General features: G+C 69.9%; 11 protein-coding genes and 1 pseudogene. 4 read left to right on the forward strand and 8 right to left on the reverse strand.

What is annotated here, in order from left to right; genetic code table 11:
- Positions 1-60: 60 nt before the first annotated feature.
- The 3 genes and pseudogenes from AB0J04_RS42020 to AB0J04_RS42030 form a co-directional block, all read right to left on the reverse strand.
- Positions 61-996: a PAC2 family protein gene (locus AB0J04_RS42020; RefSeq protein WP_363173972.1), complete on the reverse strand. Its 936-nt coding sequence runs from the start codon at positions 994-996 to the stop codon at positions 61-63.
- 136 nt (positions 997-1,132) lie between these two features.
- Positions 1,133-1,804, reverse strand: a complete 672-nt coding sequence (locus AB0J04_RS42025) for a FadR/GntR family transcriptional regulator (protein WP_363173973.1) — start codon at positions 1,802-1,804, stop codon at positions 1,133-1,135.
- A 93-nt stretch (positions 1,805-1,897) separates the two neighbouring features.
- Positions 1,898-2,842, reverse strand: a pseudogene (locus tag AB0J04_RS42030) (amidohydrolase); the annotation flags it as partial.
- Between AB0J04_RS42030 and mtnK the strand changes: the two are divergent.
- Positions 2,814-3,956 carry an S-methyl-5-thioribose kinase gene (gene mtnK / locus AB0J04_RS42035; RefSeq protein ID WP_363173974.1) on the forward strand — a complete coding sequence of 381 codons (1,143 nt, stop codon included), beginning with the start codon at positions 2,814-2,816 and terminating at the stop codon, positions 3,954-3,956. The pseudogene AB0J04_RS42030 and the gene mtnK sit on opposite strands and share 29 nt — an antisense overlap.
- Here the strand turns inward: mtnK and AB0J04_RS42040 are convergent.
- The 5 genes from AB0J04_RS42040 to AB0J04_RS42060 form a co-directional block, all read right to left on the reverse strand.
- Positions 3,945-4,520 carry an SMI1/KNR4 family protein gene (locus AB0J04_RS42040; protein WP_363173975.1) on the reverse strand — a complete coding sequence of 192 codons (576 nt, stop codon included), beginning with the start codon at positions 4,518-4,520 and terminating at the stop codon, positions 3,945-3,947. The two genes, mtnK and AB0J04_RS42040, sit on opposite strands and share 12 nt — an antisense overlap.
- An 84-nt stretch (positions 4,521-4,604) precedes the next feature.
- On the reverse strand, positions 4,605-6,221 hold the full coding sequence (locus AB0J04_RS42045; protein WP_363173976.1) for a glycerol-3-phosphate dehydrogenase/oxidase: 1,617 nt from the start codon (positions 6,219-6,221) through the stop codon (positions 4,605-4,607).
- A 9-nt stretch (positions 6,222-6,230) separates the two neighbouring features.
- The gene (gene glpK, locus AB0J04_RS42050) at positions 6,231-7,769 is read right to left on the reverse strand and encodes a glycerol kinase GlpK (RefSeq protein WP_363173977.1); all 1,539 of its coding nucleotides are present in this window, start codon (positions 7,767-7,769) and stop codon (positions 6,231-6,233) included.
- Between the two features lie 96 nt (positions 7,770-7,865).
- Positions 7,866-8,660 carry an MIP/aquaporin family protein gene (locus tag AB0J04_RS42055; protein WP_363173978.1) on the reverse strand — a complete coding sequence of 265 codons (795 nt, stop codon included), beginning with the start codon at positions 8,658-8,660 and terminating at the stop codon, positions 7,866-7,868.
- A 385-nt stretch (positions 8,661-9,045) separates the two neighbouring features.
- On the reverse strand, positions 9,046-9,810 hold the full coding sequence (locus AB0J04_RS42060; RefSeq protein WP_363173979.1) for an IclR family transcriptional regulator: 765 nt from the start codon (positions 9,808-9,810) through the stop codon (positions 9,046-9,048).
- A gap of 355 nt (positions 9,811-10,165) precedes the next feature.
- Between AB0J04_RS42060 and metH the strand changes: the two genes are divergently transcribed.
- From metH to AB0J04_RS42075, 3 genes are all read left to right on the forward strand, one after another.
- Positions 10,166-13,702, forward strand: a complete 3,537-nt coding sequence (gene metH / locus AB0J04_RS42065) for a methionine synthase (protein ID WP_363173980.1) — start codon at positions 10,166-10,168, stop codon at positions 13,700-13,702.
- Between the two features lie 117 nt (positions 13,703-13,819).
- Positions 13,820-14,518 carry an HAD family phosphatase gene (locus tag AB0J04_RS42070; protein ID WP_363173981.1) on the forward strand — a complete coding sequence of 233 codons (699 nt, stop codon included), beginning with the start codon at positions 13,820-13,822 and terminating at the stop codon, positions 14,516-14,518.
- A gap of 444 nt (positions 14,519-14,962) precedes the next feature.
- Positions 14,963-16,570: an ABC transporter substrate-binding protein gene (locus AB0J04_RS42075; RefSeq protein ID WP_363173982.1), complete on the forward strand. Its 1,608-nt coding sequence runs from the start codon at positions 14,963-14,965 to the stop codon at positions 16,568-16,570.
- Positions 16,571-16,681 lie beyond the last annotated feature (111 nt).

Here is a 16,681-nt window from a genome sequence, read left to right on the forward strand (position 1 = left end):
TCAGTCACCGTCGGTGCTTCCAGGGCCTTTTGAGGCCCTTTCTGTACTTTTCTGGACCCTTCAGTCCTCCGACGAATCATTGTCGTCGGGGGTGTCGCCGCTCGCTTTCGGCGGTTTCGGGGGGCGGGTGCGCTCCCCGGGCCCGGGCGGGCCGCCGCCGTCCCGGCGCCGCAGATAGCGCTCGAACTCGCGAGCGATCGCCTCGCCCGAGGCCTCCGGCAGCTCCGCCGTGTCCCGGGCCTCCTCCAGCGTCTGCACGTACTCGGCGACCTCGGTGTCCTCGGCGGCCAGCTGGTCCACCCCCACCTGCCAGGCGCGCGCGTCCTCGGGCAGCTCGCCCAGCGGGATGCGCACGTCGATCAGGTCCTCCAGGCGGTTGAGGAGGGCCAGCGTCGCCTTCGGGTTCGGCGGCTGCGAGACGTAGTGCGGCACGGCCGCCCAGAGGCTGACCGCGGGCACGCCCGCGTGCGTGCACGCCTCCTGGAGGACGCCGACGATGCCCGTGGGGCCCTCGTACTTGGTCTCCTCCAGGTCCATCCGCTGCGCCAGATCCGCGTCGGACGTGGTGCCGCTGATCGGAACCGGACGCGTGTGCGGGGTGTCACCGAGCAGGGCGCCCAGGATGACCACCAGCTCCACACCCAACTCGTGCGCGAAGCCCAGCAGCTCGTTGCAGAACGAGCGCCAGCGCATCGACGGTTCGATACCGCGTACGAGCACCAGGTCGCGTGGCTTCTCGCCGCCGACCCGGACGACCGACAACCTTGTCGTCGGCCACGTGATCTTTCGCACGCCGGCGTCCATCCACACCGTGGGGCGGTTCACCTGGAAGTCGTAGTAGTCCTCGGCGTCCAGCGCCGCGAACACCTCGCCCTTCCACTCCCGGTCCAGGTGCGCGACCGCGGTGGAGGCGGCGTCGCCGGCATCGTTCCAGCCCTCGAACGCGGCCACCATGACCGGGTCGATCAGCTCGGGAACCCCCTCGAGCTCGATCACCCAGCGCCTCCTTCCGACGTGCCCTCGCTTGACCACCCAACCTTACGGCGTTCTGCGGGGGCGCCCGCAGCCCCCTTGTACGGGGGAGTGACCGGATCACTGCCCCGTTCGCCACCCCCGAACACCCCCACCGGCCTCAGAGCGTGGACCGCAGCCACTGCTCCACGCTCGCGATGTGCACCGTCGCCCACGACCGCGCCGCCTCCGCGTCCCGGTCGCGCAGGGCGGCCAGGATCGCCCGGTGCTCCCGCAGGGTGCCGGTCACCGCGTCCTCCTGCGTCAGGCCCCGCCAGATCCGGGCCCGCGTGGTCGGCCCGGAGAGCCCGTCCAGCAGCGAGCACAGCACCGAGTTGCCGGCGCTCTGCACGATGCCCCGGTGGAACTCCAGGTCACAGGTGACCAGCTCCTCCACCGACGGCTCGGCGCCGAGCTTGTCCAACTGGGCGTCCAGCGCGTCCAACTGCTGCTCGCTGATGCGCAGGGCCGCCATCGCCGTCGCGGCCGGCTCCAGGATCCGGCGCACCGCGAGGAACTCCAGGACGGTGTCGTCGCGATGGAAGTCGACGACGAAGCTCAGCGCCTCCAGCAGCAGTTGCGGATCGAGGCTGGTGACGTAGGTGCCGTCGCCCTGCCGGACGTCCAGGATGCGGATCAGCGACAGGGCGCGCACCGCCTCCCGCAGGGAGTTGCGCGACAGGCCCAGCTCGGCGGCCAGCTCGCTCTCCTTGGGGAGCCGGTCGCCGGGGCGCAGCGCACCCGAGACGATCATGCCCTTGATCTTCTCGATCGCCTCGTCGGTGACAGCCATGGCCGGCCTCCCTGTGGTTCCTCGTGGTACCTGGTGGTTCGACGTCCAGACATCGGATGTCTCAGCGCCATTATGCGGCCAGATGAGCCCAGATCAGAGGGTTGCCTCCAGATCCGCGATCACCGCGCGCTCGTCGAGCGTCGTGAGCGTGCGGTCGCGCATCAGCACCCGTCCGTCGACGACCGTGTCCCGCACGTCCGCCGAGTGCGCCGCGTACGCGAGCGTCGACCACGGGTCGTGGCGCGGCCGCAGATGCGGTGCGTCCAGGTCCAGCACGATCAGGTCCGCCCGCTTGCCCGCCTCCAGCGAACCGAGCCGCTCCGCGAGCCCCAGCGCCCGCGCGCCCTCGATCGTCGCCATCCGTACGGCCTGCTCGGCGCCGACCGCCGTCGGGTCGCCGCCCGCCTTGTGCACCAGCGCCGCCTGCCGCACCGCCCCCTGCACGTCCAGCGAGTTGGAGCTGACGGCGCCGTCCGTGCCCAGCCCCACCGTCACGCCCGCGCTCAGCAGCCGCGGGACGGGCGCGATCCCGCAGCCCAGCTTCAGGTTCGACACCGGACAGTGGGCGACGGCCGTGCCCGTGCGGGCCAGCGCCGCGATCTCCGGGCCGGTCAGGTCGACGGCGTGCGCGAGCAGCACATCGGGGCCGAGCAGCCCGAGCCAGTCCAGCAGCTCCACCGGCCGCTTCCCGTGCTTCACCTCGACGGTGGCGACCTCGGTGGCGTTCTCGGCGGCGTGGATGTGCACCAGCGCCCCGAACTCCCGGGCCAGCGCGAAGACCTCGGTGAGCTGCTCGGGGGAGAGGGTGTACGCGGAGTGCGCGAAGACGACGGGCCGCGTCCCGTGCCCGGCCGGCCCGCGTGCCTCCAGGTCCCGCCGCGCCCAGGCGAGCCGGTCCCCGTACACGATGCCGTCCGGCGGCTCGGGCACGTCCATGAAGGTGGGCCCGGTGTGCAGTCGCCAGCCCGCCTCGCGGGCCGCCCGCTCGGCCGCCTCGTGGAACCAGTACATGTCCAGCGCCGAGGTCACCCCGGCCCGCTGGGCGGACCCGGCGGACATCCGGGTTCGCGAGGTCTCGGACGGCAACATGAACCGCGTGTTCCTCGCCTCCTCCGCCGACGGCGTCCGCAGCCTCGCCGTCAAGCAGGCCCTGCCCTGGGTCCGCGTCGCCGGCCCCTCCTGGCCGATGAACCCCGACCGCGCCGACGCCGAGGCCCGCGCCTACGAGCAGCTCGCCAAGGTGGCCCCGGACAAGATCCCGGCGATCCACGGCTACGACCCCGAGAACTACGCCCTCGTCATGGAGGACATGTCCGACCTCGAGGTCCTGCGCACGCTCCTGAACGAGGGCGCGTCCTACGGCCCGCACACCTCGGCGCGGATCGGCGAGTTCGTCGCCCAGTTCGCCTTCGCCACCAGCGACTTCGGCATGCCGTCCGCCGACCGCAAGGCACTGATCGCGGCCTCCGTCAGCCCGGAACTCTGCAAGATCACCGAAGACGTCGTGCTGTCCGAGCCGTACATCGAGCACGAACACAACCACTGGCACGAAGGCCTGGACGACCTCGCAGCCGAGTTCCGCGCCGACCCGAGGCTGCGCACCGAGGTCGCCGACCTCCGCCACGCCTTCATGACGAGCGCTCAGGCGTTGCTCCACGGCGACCTGCACACCGGCAGCGTGATGGTCGGAACCCGCGAAGGAGCCCCCGTGGTGCGGGTCTTCGACCCCGAGTTCTCCTTCGTCGGCCCCATCGGCTACGACCTCGGACTGTACTGGGCCAACGCGCTGGTCTCGGAGGAACGCGCCCTGGCGCTCGGCACGCTGTCCGACCACGCCGAACAGCTCCGCCTCTCCTGGGAGGCGTTCGAGACCGAGTTCCGCCGCCTGTGGCCGACCCGCGTCGACACCTTCTTCGACGACGCCTACCTCGACCGCTTCCTGCGCCGCCTGTGGACCGACTCCGTCGGCTACGCCGGCGCAGAGATCGTCCGCCGCATCATCGGCTTCGCCCATCTGACGGACCTGACGACGCTGCCGGACCCGGTGCCCGCCTCCCGCCGCGCGCTGCTCCTCGGCCGTGAACTCATCGTGCGCCGCGAGGAGCTGACGGACGTCGACGCGGTGCGCGCGGTCGTGGCCTCACTCGGCTGATTCGGTCGACCCGGCGTCGAACCACGGCTTGCCGGAGCTCCAGTGCTTCACCCAGCCGGCGAAGCCGGGCTCGGAGGTCGTGGCACCGGACTCCGGGCCGAACGGCACTGCGCCCTCACCGGTGACCATCCAGATGTGTCCGCGCTGGGGGCCGGTGACGACGAGATGCCAGTTCATGGCGCACCCGTCCGTCCCCAGCACGATCGAGCCGTGGTTGACGACCTGCTCGATGACCGCCTCGGGATCGTCGTACCCTCCCTCGTCCTCCTCCCACAACCAGCCCTCGGTCAGCGGGAACGGCTTGCCGGGGCTGCGCACGTGCATGTCGTCCGGCCAGTCGGAGGGCAGCTCGGCCGGCCCCACCATGCCGTACTCCGGCGGCCCCTGCGACGACCCGTCGGATATCTCCGCCACGAACGTGCGGTACGGCTCGGGCAGCACGATCCCGTGCTCCGCCTCGAAGGCGCGCACGGCCTCCCGGCCGAGCGCCGACCCGCCGTCGTCCACGCCGAACGCGGCCCGCAGCACGGCGAGATCCTCGGGGGCGGCCTCGTCGATGTTCATGCGCCCATGGAATCACCCGGCACTGACAGTCGGGCACGCGTAAGGGGCGGCTCCCAGGAGGGCCGCCCCTTACCGTCGTACCGTCTACTTCTTGTCGAGCAGGTCCTGCACCTTCGCGCGGACGTCGTCCGTGGCCAGGCCCCGGATCGTCAGCGTCGTACGCCGGCGCAGCACGTCGTCCTGCGTCTCGGCCCACTCGTTGTCCCGGGCGTAGACGACCTGCGCCCAGATCTCCGGAGCGTCCGGGTGGACGCGCCGGCCCAGCTCCGGGTTCTCGTTCGCCAGCCGGGCGATGTCGAACGCCAGCGAACCGTAGTGCGTGGCCAGGTGCTTGGCGGTGTCGGCCGCCATGCGCGGACCCGGCGCCGGGTTGTCGACCAGCAGCCGGTGCGCGACCGCGCGCGGGTTGGCGACGCCGGGCAGCGGCAGCTTCTTCGGCAGTGAGGAGATCGGCTCGAAGCCGTCGCCCAGCGGGTGGCCCGGCAGCGCCTCCAGCTTCTGCATGACCGTACGGCCGATGTGCCGGAACGTCGTCCACTTGCCGCCCGCGACGGACAGCATGCCGCCCCTGCCCTCGGTCACCACGGTCTCGCGCTTGGCCTTCGCGGTGTCGCCGGGCCCGCCCGGCAGCACGCGCAGACCCGCGAACGAGTACGTGATGAGATCACGGGACAGCTGCTGGTCGCGGATGGAGAACGCGGCCTCGTCGAGTATCTGGGCGGTGTCCTTCTCGGTGACCGAGACGTCCGCCGGGTCGCCCTCGAACTCCTCGTCGGTGGTGCCCAGCAGCAGCATGTCCTCCCAGGGGAGAGCGAAGGTGATGCGGTACTTGTCGATGGGGGTCGCGAGCGCGGCCCTCCACGCGGACGTCCGCTTCAGGACCAGGTGCGCGCCCTTGGAGAGACGGATGGACGGAGCCGAGTTCGGGTCCTCCATCCTGCGCAGGTGGTCGACCCACGGGCCGGTCGCGTTCAGCACGAGCCGGGCGTCGACCCCGAACTCGTCGCCGGACGTGCGGTCCTTGAGGTCGGCGCCGGTCACCCGGCCCTTGGTGAACCTGAGGCCGGTCACCTCGGCGTGGTTGAGGACCACGGCGCCCGCCTCGACGGCCCCGCGGACCGTCATCAGCGCCATGCGCGCGTCGTTCATCTGGTCGTCGCCGTACACGGCCACGGCCCTGAGGTTGTCGGTGCGCAGCTCGGGCACGTCCTGCGCGGCCTTGGCCGGGGACAGGAGGTGGCCGACGCCGTCGCCGAACGCCGACAGCGCGGAGTAGGCGAAGACGCCCGCCCCGAGCTTCGCCGCGCCGTGCGGCCCGCCCTTGTACACGGGGAGGTAGAACGTGAGCGGGTTCGCCAGGTGGGGGGCCACCTGACGGGACACCGCACGGCGCTCGAAGTGGTTCTCCGCCACCAGCTTCACCGCGCCGGTCTGCAGGTAGCGCAGACCGCCGTGGAGCAGCTTGGAGGAGGCGGAGGAGGTGGCGCCGGCGAAGTCGCCGGCGTCGACCAGTGCCACCCTGAGGCCGGACTGCGCGGCGTGCCAGGCGGTGGAGATGCCCAGGATGCCGCCGCCGATGACGAGGAGGTCGTACGACGCCTTGGAGAGCTGCTCCCGGGTCTCGGCACGGCTCGGGTTCGAGCCGGACGCCGGGCGAGTTCCGAGGGCAGGCACGGACTGCAGGGTGGACTGACTGGTCATGTGGGGTTCTTACTCCTCGTCCTCGAGCCAGCCCATGGTCCGCTCGACGGCCTTGAGCCAGCTCTTGTACTCACGGTCGCGCTTCTCCGCGGCCATGTTGGGGGTCCACTCGGCGGCTCGGCGCCAGTTGGCGCGCAGGTCGTCGGTGCTGGTCCAGAAGCCGACGGCGAGGCCGGCGGCGTAGGCGGCGCCGAGGCAGGTGGTCTCGGCCACCATCGGGCGCACGACGGGGGCGTCCACGAAGTCCGAGAGCGTCTGCATCAGCAGGTTGTTGGAGGTCATACCGCCGTCGACCTTGATCGCCGCGAGCTCGACGCCGGAGTCCTTCGTCATGGCGTCGGTGATCTCACGGGTCTGCCAGGCCGTGGCCTCCAGGACGGCGCGCGCGAGGTGCGCCTTGGTGACGTACCGGGTGAGGCCTGCGATGACGCCACGGGCGTCGGAGCGCCAGTACGGGGCGAACAGACCGGAGAAGGCCGGCACGAAGTACGCGCCGCCGTTGTCCTCGACCGTGAGCGCGAGCGTCTCGATCTCGGCGGCGGTGGAGATCAGGCCCATCTGGTCGCGCATCCACTGCACCAGCGAACCGGTGACGGCGATCGAGCCCTCGAGGGCGTAGACCGCCTTCTGGTCGCCGATGCGGTAGCCGACCGTGGTCAGCAGGCCGTTGTACGAGTTGACCGGCTTGTGGCCGGTGTTCATCAGCAGGAAGGTGCCGGTGCCGTACGTCGACTTGGCCTCGCCCTCGGCGAAGCAGGTCTGGCCGAACAGGGCCGCCTGCTGGTCGCCGAGCGCGGACGCGACCGGGATGCCGCCGAGGAGGTCGCCGAGCCGGCCGCCCGTGACCTCGCCGTAGACCTCGGCGGAGGAGCGGATCTCCGGCAGCATCTGCAGCGGGACGCCGATGGATTCGGCGATCTTCTCGTCCCACTCCATGGTGTGCAGGTTCATCAGCATGGTGCGCGAGGCGTTGGTCACGTCGGTGACGTGGTGGCCGCCGTCGACGCCGCCGGTCAGGTTCCAGATGACCCAGCTGTCCATGGTGCCGAAGAGGATGTCGCCCGCCTCGGCGCGCTCGCGCAGCCCCTCGACGTTGTCGAGCAGCCAGCGGGCCTTGGGGCCGGCGAAGTAGCTCGCCAGCGGCAGGCCGGTCTCGCGGCGGAAGCGGTCCTGGCCGACGTTGCGGCCGAGCTCCTTGCAGAGCGCGTCGGTGCGGGTGTCCTGCCAGACGATGGCGTTGTGGACGGGCTCACCGGTGTTCTTGTCCCACAGCAGCGTGGTCTCACGCTGGTTGGTGATGCCGATGGCCTTGATGTCGTCACGCGTGATGCCGGCCTTCTCGATGGCTCCGGCGACGACTTCCTGGACGTTGGTCCAGATCTCGTTGGCGTTGTGCTCGACCCAGCCCGGCTTCGGGAAGATCTGCTCGTGCTCCTTCTGGTCGACGGAGACGATCCGGCCGTCCCGGTCGAAGACGATGCAGCGGGACGAGGTGGTGCCCTGGTCGATCGCGGCGATGAAGGGGCCGGCGGTGTGCGCGTCGGTCACTGTGTGCTCCTGGGGGTTCCGTGGTTGAGGGCTGTTCGTACGGCGCGTGCTGCGAGGTTCCGTGAAAGCGCGGTGCTCTTAAGCGAAGCGGTGCTCTTAAGCAAAGGCGACGTTGTAGATGCCTGCAGCGATCGCGCCGCCGATCAGCGGACCGACCACGGGGATCCAGGCGTAGCTCCAGTCGGAGCCGCCCTTGTTGGGCAGGGGCAGGAGGGCGTGCACGATGCGCGGACCGAGGTCACGGGCCGGGTTGATCGCGTAGCCGGTCGGGCCGCCGAGGGACAGACCGATCGAGACGACCACGAGCGCGGTGATCAGCGCGCCCAGGTTGCCCAGGCCGTTGCCCTTGTCGTTGAGGCCCTGCGTGAGGACGGCGAGGACCAGCACGATGGTGCCGATGATCTCCGTGGCGAGGTTCTGCCAGACGACCCGGATCTCCGGACCGGTGGAGAAGATGCCCAGGACCGGGCCGGCGCCCTCTTCCTGAGCCTCGACGGCCTTCACGTTCGTGGACTGCGCGCCCGGACCGCCGACGATCTCCTTGTCGGTGAGGTGCGCGTGGAACTGGCCGTAGTAGGCGATCCAGACCAGCGTGGCGCCGATGGCGGCGCCGAGCAGCTGTCCGCCCCAGTAGACCGGAACGTTGCTCCAGTCGTCGTCCTTGATCGCGAGTGCGAGGGTGACCGCCGGGTTGAGGTGGGCGCCGGAGAGGGGCGCCGAGGTGTAGACGGCCGTCAGAACGGCGAAACCCCACCCGAAGGTGATGGCGAGCCAGCCGGCGTTGCGCGCCTTGGAGGCCTTCAGCGTGACGGCGGCGCAGACGCCGCCGCCGAGCAGGATGAGTATGGCGGTACCTATGGTCTCGCCGATGAAGATGTCGGAGCTGGACACCCGCGACTCCTTTGTCCTTCGTCCAGGGAAGCCGAACCCCGGGTCCCACCGGGGGTTCGAGCGCCCTCGGGGGTGAGAGCGATGCCGGCCTTTGGCGTTGTCACACTCTAGCGCGTATTGCCGTTAGGTGTTCGACAATGTCGACCGATGGACGGGAGTCTTGCCCGGCTGTTACGTGTGCGTCAAGGGTGCTGTTATCGAAAATGCGATCGTTATTGATCGCCGTGGGCTATCGATCTTCGCGCCGGTGCGCATACTCTCGCCCTTAATGTCCACTTCAGGGGGTTATCTCAGAGTATGGCAAGAGCCGGAACGTCGAACGACGTCCCGGCCTGCTCTTACGCACTTCTCAGACGCGGCGTGCTTCTCGGACCCGGCGGACCGCTCAGAACCGCCCGGCGCCCAGGTCGCGCGAGACCGCGCGGGCGCAGTCGCGCACCGCCGCGATCAGCTCGGGGCGCAGCTCGCCGTCCCGGCCCAGCCGTTCCACGGCGCCCGTGATGCCGACCGCGCCGACGGGCATCCGCCGCCGGTCGTGGATCGGCGCGGCGATGGACGCCACGCCCTCCCAGGTCTCCTCGACGTCGGCCGCGTACCCACGCGCGCGTGTGAGGTCGAGGATGTGCTCGAAGGCCTCCGACTCGCACACCGTGCGGTCCGTGAAGGGCTTGCGGTCGGCCTCCAGGACCTCGCTGTGCGCGACCGGGTCGTAGGCCGACAGCACCTTGCCCAGGGCCGTGGAGTGCAGCGGCTGCATGGCCCCGATCTCCAGCACCTGCCGGCTGTCGTCGGGCCGGAAGACGTGGTGCACGATCAGCACGCCCTGCTGGTGCAGCACCCCCAGGTGCACGCTCTCGCCGCTGGAACGGGCCAGGTCGTCCGTCCACACCAGGGCACGCGCGCGCAGCTCGTGCACGTCCAGATACGTGGTGCCCAGGCGCAGCAGCTCCGCGCCCAGCTGGTAGCGCCCGGAGGCGTCGTCCTGCTCGACGAAGCCCTCCTGCTGGAGGGTGCGCAGGATCCCGTGTGCGGTGCCCTTGGCCAGGCCCGTGGACGAGGCGATGTCGGACAGGCCGAGTCGCCGCTCGCCGCCCGCGAGCAGCCGCAACATCGCGGCCGCACGTTCGACCGACTGGATGTTCCGTGCCATCGCCCTCCTGCCTCCGTCCCCTTACGACCGTCTCCGCACGGCATGTACTGCCACCGTTCGGCAATGTCGAACACTACCGGTCCATGCCGACCTCCCGCTAATGGTCGGTCGATTCGTGTCACGCGACTCGTCCCCCCGCGGTGGCGCGGCCGTCGCCCGCGCGCGGCGCACCGCCCCGCACCACCCTGTCCGGGCCCCGGCTCGGCCGCCAGGCTCGTCCGCCCCGTGGACGCCCCTGACCATAAGGCCTCCGTCCCGGCTACCCTGACGGCGTGCGCGCTCCTCGGGAAGCGTTTCTGCCCGCATCCTGAGGTGACGCAAAGCCGACAGCCGTCGCATCTGAGGGAGCCCTTCCATGGCCTCTGTGCCGCCGACCCCTTCCGCCGACAGCCGGACCCGTGTGTCCGCGCTCCGCCAGGCCCTGGCCACCCGTGTGGTGGTGGCCGACGGAGCCATGGGCACCATGCTCCAGGCCCAGGAGCCCACCCTCGAGGACTTCGAGAACCTCGAGGGCTGCAACGAGATCCTCAACGTCACCCGGCCGGACATCGTCCGCTCGGTGCACGAGGAGTACTTCGCCGCGGGCGTGGACTGCGTGGAGACCAACACGTTCGGCGCAAACCACTCCGCCATGGCGGAGTACGACATCCCCGAACGGGTGCACGAGCTCTCCGAGGCGGGCGCCCGCATCGCCCGCGAGGTCGCCGACGCCTTCGGCGCCCGCGACGGCCGACAGCGCTGGGTCCTCGGCTCGATCGGACCCGGCACCAAGCTGCCGACACTCGGCCACATCGGCTACGGCACCCTCCGCGACGGCTTCCAGGCCAACGCCGAGGGCCTGCTCGCCGGCGGCGCCGACGCCCTGATCGTCGAGACCACCCAGGACCTCCTCCAGACGAAGTCGTCCGTCCTCGGCGCCCGTCGCGCCATGGAGGCGACCGGCGCCGAGGTCCCCCTGCTGGTCTCCATGGCCTTCGAGACGACCGGCACCATGCTGCTGGGCTCGGAGATCGGCGCCGCGCTCACCGCGCTGGAGCCCCTCGGCATCGACATGATCGGCCTGAACTGCTCGACCGGCCCCGCCGAGATGAGCGAACACCTGCGCTACCTGGCCCGGCACTCCCGCACCCCGCTGCTGTGCATGCCCAACGCCGGCCTGCCGATCCTCACCAAGGACGGCGCCCACTTCCCGCTCGACCCGGAGGGCCTGGCCGACGCCCAGGAGACCTTCGTCCGCGACTACGGGCTGAACCTGATCGGCGGCTGCTGCGGCACCACCCCCGAGCACCTGCGACAGCTCGTGGAGCGCGTCCACGGGGCCACGCCGACCGAGCGCCACCCACAGCCCGAGCCAGGGGCAGCCTCCCTCTACCAGACCGTCCCGTTCCGCCAGGACACCTCCTACCTGGCCATCGGCGAGCGCACCAACGCCAACGGCTCCAAGAAGTTCCGCGAGGCCATGCTGGCCGGCCGCTGGGACGACTGCGTCGAGATGGCCCGCGAGCAGATCCGCGAGGGCGCGCACCTGCTCGACCTGTGCGTGGACTACGTCGGCCGCGACGGCGTCGCCGACATGGAGGAGCTCGCCGGCCGCTTCGCCACGGCCTCCACCCTGCCGATCGTCCTGGACTCCACCGAGGTCGACGTCATCCGGGCCGGCCTGGAGAAGCTCGGCGGCCGCGCGGTGATCAACTCCGTGAACTACGAGGACGGCGACGGCCCCGAGTCCCGCTTCGCCAAGGTCACCCGGCTGGCCCAGGAGCACGGCGCCGCGCTGATCGCCCTCACCATCGACGAGGAGGGCCAGGCCCGCACCCCCGAGAAGAAGGTCGAGATCGCCGAACGGCTCATCGACGACCTCACCGGGAACTGGGGGATCCTGGAGTCGGACATCCTCATCGACACCCTGACCTTCACCATCTGCACCGGTCAGGAGGAGTCCCGGGGCGACGGCGTCGCCACCATCGAGGCCATCCGCGAACTCAAGCGCCGCCACCCCGACGTCCAGACCACCCTGGGCCTGTCGAACATCTCCTTCGGCCTCAACCCGGCCGCCCGCGTCCTGCTCAACTCCGTCTTCCTCGACGAATGCGTCAAGGCCGGCCTCGACTCCGCGATCGTCCACGCGTCGAAGATCCTGCCCATCGCCCGCTTCACCGAGGAAGAGGTGCAGACCGCCCTCGACCTCATCTACGACCGCCGCTCCGCCCAGCAGGGCGACGAACCGGCCTACGACCCCCTCCAGAAGCTCATGCAGCTCTTCGAGGGCGCCACGACCAAGTCGCTCAAGGAGGGCCGGGCCGAGGAACTGGCCGCCCTCCCGCTGGACGAGCGCCTCAAGCGCCGCATCATCGACGGCGAGAAGAACGGCCTGGAGGCCGACCTCGACGCGGCCCTCGAAACCCGCCCGGCGCTCGACATCGTCAACGAGACCCTCCTGGACGGCATGAAGGTCGTCGGCGAACTGTTCGGCTCCGGCCAGATGCAGCTGCCGTTCGTGCTCCAGTCCGCCGAGGTCATGAAGACCGCCGTCGCCTACCTCGAACCGCACATGGAGAAGACCGACGACGACGGCAAGGGCACCATCGTGCTCGCCACCGTCCGCGGCGACGTCCACGACATCGGCAAGAACCTCGTCGACATCATCCTGTCCAACAACGGCTACACCGTCGTCAACCTCGGCATCAAGCAGCCCGTCTCCGCGATCCTGGACGCCGCCGCCGAACACCGCGCCGACGTCATCGGCATGTCGGGCCTCCTGGTCAAATCCACGGTGATCATGAAGGAGAACCTGGAGGAGCTCAACCAGCGCGGCCTCGCGGGGAACTACCCCGTCATCCTCGGCGGCGCCGCCCTGACCAGGGCCTACGTCGAGCAGGACCTGCACGAGATCTACCAGGGCGAGGTCCGCTACGCCCGCGACGCCTTCGAGGGCCTGCGCCTCATGGACGCCCTCATCGGCGTCAAGCGCGGGGTGCCCGGCGCGAAACTGCCCGAGCTGAAGCAGCGCCGGGTGCGCGCGAGCGCCGCCGACGTCGAGGTCGAGGAGCGCCCGGAGGAGGGCCACGTCCGCTCCGACGTCGCCACCGACAACCCCGTCCCGAAGCCGCCGTTCGAGGGCACCCGCGTCATCAAGGGCATCCAGCTCAAGGAGTACGCCTCCTGGCTCGACGAAGGCGCCCTCTTCAAGGGCCAGTGGGGCCTCAAGCAGGCCCGCGCAGGCGACGGACCGACCTACGAGGAACTCGTCGAGACCGAGGGCCGCCCCCGGCTGCGCGGCCTGCTCGACAAGCTCCAGACCGACAACCTCCTCGAGGCGGCCGTCGTCTACGGCTACTTCCCCTGCGTGTCCAAGGACGACGACCTGATCATCCTGGACGAACAGGGCAACGAACGCACCCGCTTCACCTTCCCCCGCCAGCGCCGCGGCCGCCGGCTGTGCCTGGCCGACTTCTTCCGCCCGGAGGAGTCGGGGGAGACGGACGTCGTCGGCCTCCAGGTCGTCACCGTCGGCTCCCGCATCGGCGAGGAGACCGCCAAGCTCTTCGAGTCGAACTCCTACCGCGACTACCTCGAACTGCACGGCCTGTCTGTGCAATTGGCGGAGGCCCTCGCCGAGTACTGGCACGCGCGCGTGCGCTCCGAACTCGGCTTCGCCGGCGAGGACCCCGCCGACGTCGAGGACATGTTCGCCCTGAAGTACCGCGGCGCCCGCTTCTCCCTCGGCTACGGCGCCTGTCCGAACCTGGAGGACCGCGCCAAGATCGCCGAGCTGCTGCGGCCCGAGCGGATCGGCGTCCACCTGTCCGAGGAGTTCCAGCTCCACCCCGAGCAGTCCACGGACGCCATCGTGATCCACCACCCCGAGGCGAAGTACTTCAACGCACGGTGACGCCGCCCGCGCGCCGATCAGCAGGCTGATCGGATAAGTCGTACACTGGTCGGTCCACTGCAGGCCGGTTCCCCACAGCGGGGAACCGGCCTGCACGTCCCTCAAGGAGGTACGTGGATGACCAGCACGGTTCCCGCGCCAGTAACCCGCACGGCCGAGGGCTCAGCCCTGCAGGCCGTGCTCCTCGACATGGACGGCACCCTCGTGGACACCGAGGGCTTCTGGTGGGACGTCGAGGTCGAGATCTTCGCCGGACTCGGCCACGCTCTCGACGACTCCTGGCGTCATGTCGTGGTCGGCGGCCCGATGAGCCGCAGCGCAGGGTTCCTGATCGAGGCGACCGGGGCCGACATCGCCCTCGCCGACCTCACCGTCCTGCTCAACGAGGGGTTCGAGGACCGCATCACCCGCGCCCTGCCCCTGATGCCGGGAGCCGCCCGGCTGCTCGCCGAACTGGCCGAGCAGGAGGTCCCCACGGCCCTCGTCTCCGCCTCCCACCGACGCATCATCGACCGCGTCCTGACCTCGCTCGGGGCCGAGAACTTCCGCCTGAGCGTGGCCGGCGACGAGGTCGCCCGCACCAAGCCGTACCCCGACCCCTACCTCTTCGCGGCCGCCAGACTCGGAGTGGACCCGGCCAGATGCGCCGTCATCGAGGACACCGCGACCGGGGTCGCCTCGGCGGAGGCGGCCGGCTGCCACGTGGTCGCCGTGCCCTCCGTCGCACCGATCGCACCGTCCCCGCGGCGCACCGTCGTTCCGTCGCTCGAACAGATCGACCTGACATTTCTGCGCGGTCTGATGCCGCTCCGATGACGGAAATGCGATAGGCGTTCACCCAGCGTGCACCGCCGATAGCGAGGGAATTCGGCGGGTGTGCGCGCGGTCGAATTCGGATCTTCGACGACCCCTTCCGGACGGCCGAATTCCACCTTGTGCGAGCCCCGTCCAAGGTGTGACGTTCCCCACCTGACAGGGTCTCGACAGCCGACTCTCCGTATGCATCCAGCCCGTCCGGGAGGGGATTTTGCACGTCCTTGTGTCCCGATTGGTGAACGGCTGTACGAATCCTTCCGCTGACGGCTGTTCAGTGCGTCCGCGGCCGGTCTCGCAGCGTGATGGGGTTTCAACTCCGGTCGCCGCGAACCCTCCTGCCGGTCCGGACTAATCTCGTCGCGAGAACATCGCCCTAACTCCGTGACCGCTGCGCCACCCCTGCATGCCGGATACACGGACCGACAGCTCTGGAGAAAATCGAGCATGAACCGCAAGACTTTGGTGCTGCCGGCCGTGGCCGGTCTCCTCGCGCCCGCACTCGCCGCCTGCGGCGCGTCCGACAGCGGGAGCAACAGCGGCGACGCCATCGTCGTGGGCACCACCGACCGGTTCACCGCCACCAAGGACGCCCCAGCCCCGCTCGACCCGGCCTACTCCTACGACGTCGGCACCTGGAACATCCTGCGCCAGACCGTGCAGACCCTGATGATCCAGCCCAAGGGCGAGGGCGAACCCGTCCCGGAGGCGGCCCAGAGCTGCGGCTTCACCGACACCGGCAACGAGCGCTTCGCCTGCAAGCTGCGCAGCGGCCTGAAGTTCGCCAACGGCGACGCCATCACCGCCGAGGACGTCAAGTTCTCCATCGAGCGCGCCCGCACCATCAAGGCCGACTCCGGCGTGTTCGCCCTGCTGTCGACCATCGACACCATCGAAACGCAGGGCGACAACGAAGTCATCTTCCATCTCAAGACCGCCGACGCCACTTTCCCCTTCAAGTTGTCGACCCCGGTCGCCGGCATCGTCAACCCCGACGACTACGAGAAGGACAAGCTGCGCGACGGCTTCGCGGTCGACGGCTCCGGCCCCTACACCCTCGAGGCCAAGACCGACGGCGACGAGATGACCAAGGCCGTGTTCACCAAGAACCCCAACTACAAGGGGACGCTGAGCGTGAACAACGACGAGGTCGACATGGTCTCCTACAAGGACGCCGACGACATGGGCACCGCCCTCGAAAAGGGCGACATCGACCTCATGACCCGCACCATGTCCCCGGAGCAGATCAAGAAGCTCTCCGACGCCTCCGCCGACGGGGACATCGACCTGGTCGAAATCAGCGGCCTCGAGATCCGCTACCTCGCCTTCAACACCACGGCCCCGACGGTCAAGACCAAGGCCGTGCGTCAGGCGATGGCCCAGGTCATCGACCGCGCCCAGCTCGTCTCCGAGGTGTACGGCTCCCAGGCCGAGCCGCTCTACTCGCTCGTCCCGGCCTCCCTCACCGGCCACTCCAACTCGTTCATCAACACCTACGGCGAACCCGACAAGGCCAAGGCCAAGGCCCTGCTCGCCGACGCGGACGTCAGCACCCCCGTGAAGCTGACGCTGAACTACACGACCGACCACTACGGGCCGGCCACCAAGCAGGAGTTCGAGACGCTGCAGAAGCAGCTCAACGCCAGCGGCCTGTTCGACGTCGCCATCGAGGGCACCCCCTGGGAGACCTTCGTCCCGGCCGAGCGCAAGGGCGAGTACGCCGTCTTCGGCATGGGCTGGTTCCCCGACTTCCCCGACGCCGACAGCTTCGTCGCGCCGTTCCTCGACAAGGACAACTTCCTCAAGTCCCCGTACGCCAACAGCGACATCATCACCAACCTGATCCCGGCCTCCCGCCGCGAGGCCGACCGCCTCAGCGCCGCCAAGACCCTCACGAAGATCCAGGACATCGTGGCCGAGGACGTCCCGGTCCTGCCGCTGTGGCAGGGCAAGCAGTACGTCGCCGCCAACAACGACGTCACCGGCTCGGCCTACGTTCTGAACTCCTCCGCGACCCTCCAGCTGTGGGAGCTCGGCCACGGCTCCAGCAACTGACCAGCCCTAGGGGGCTTCTGATGGATCTCCGCGGCGTCGCGACGCCCGGTGCGTGCTCTCGCCGCACCGGGCGAAAGCCCTAGTAGCTCCGCTACGAGGACTCTCGCCCGG

This window comes from Streptomyces sp. NPDC050263 (assembly GCF_040655955.1).
Classification (GTDB): Bacteria; Actinomycetota; Actinomycetes; order Streptomycetales; family Streptomycetaceae; genus Streptomyces.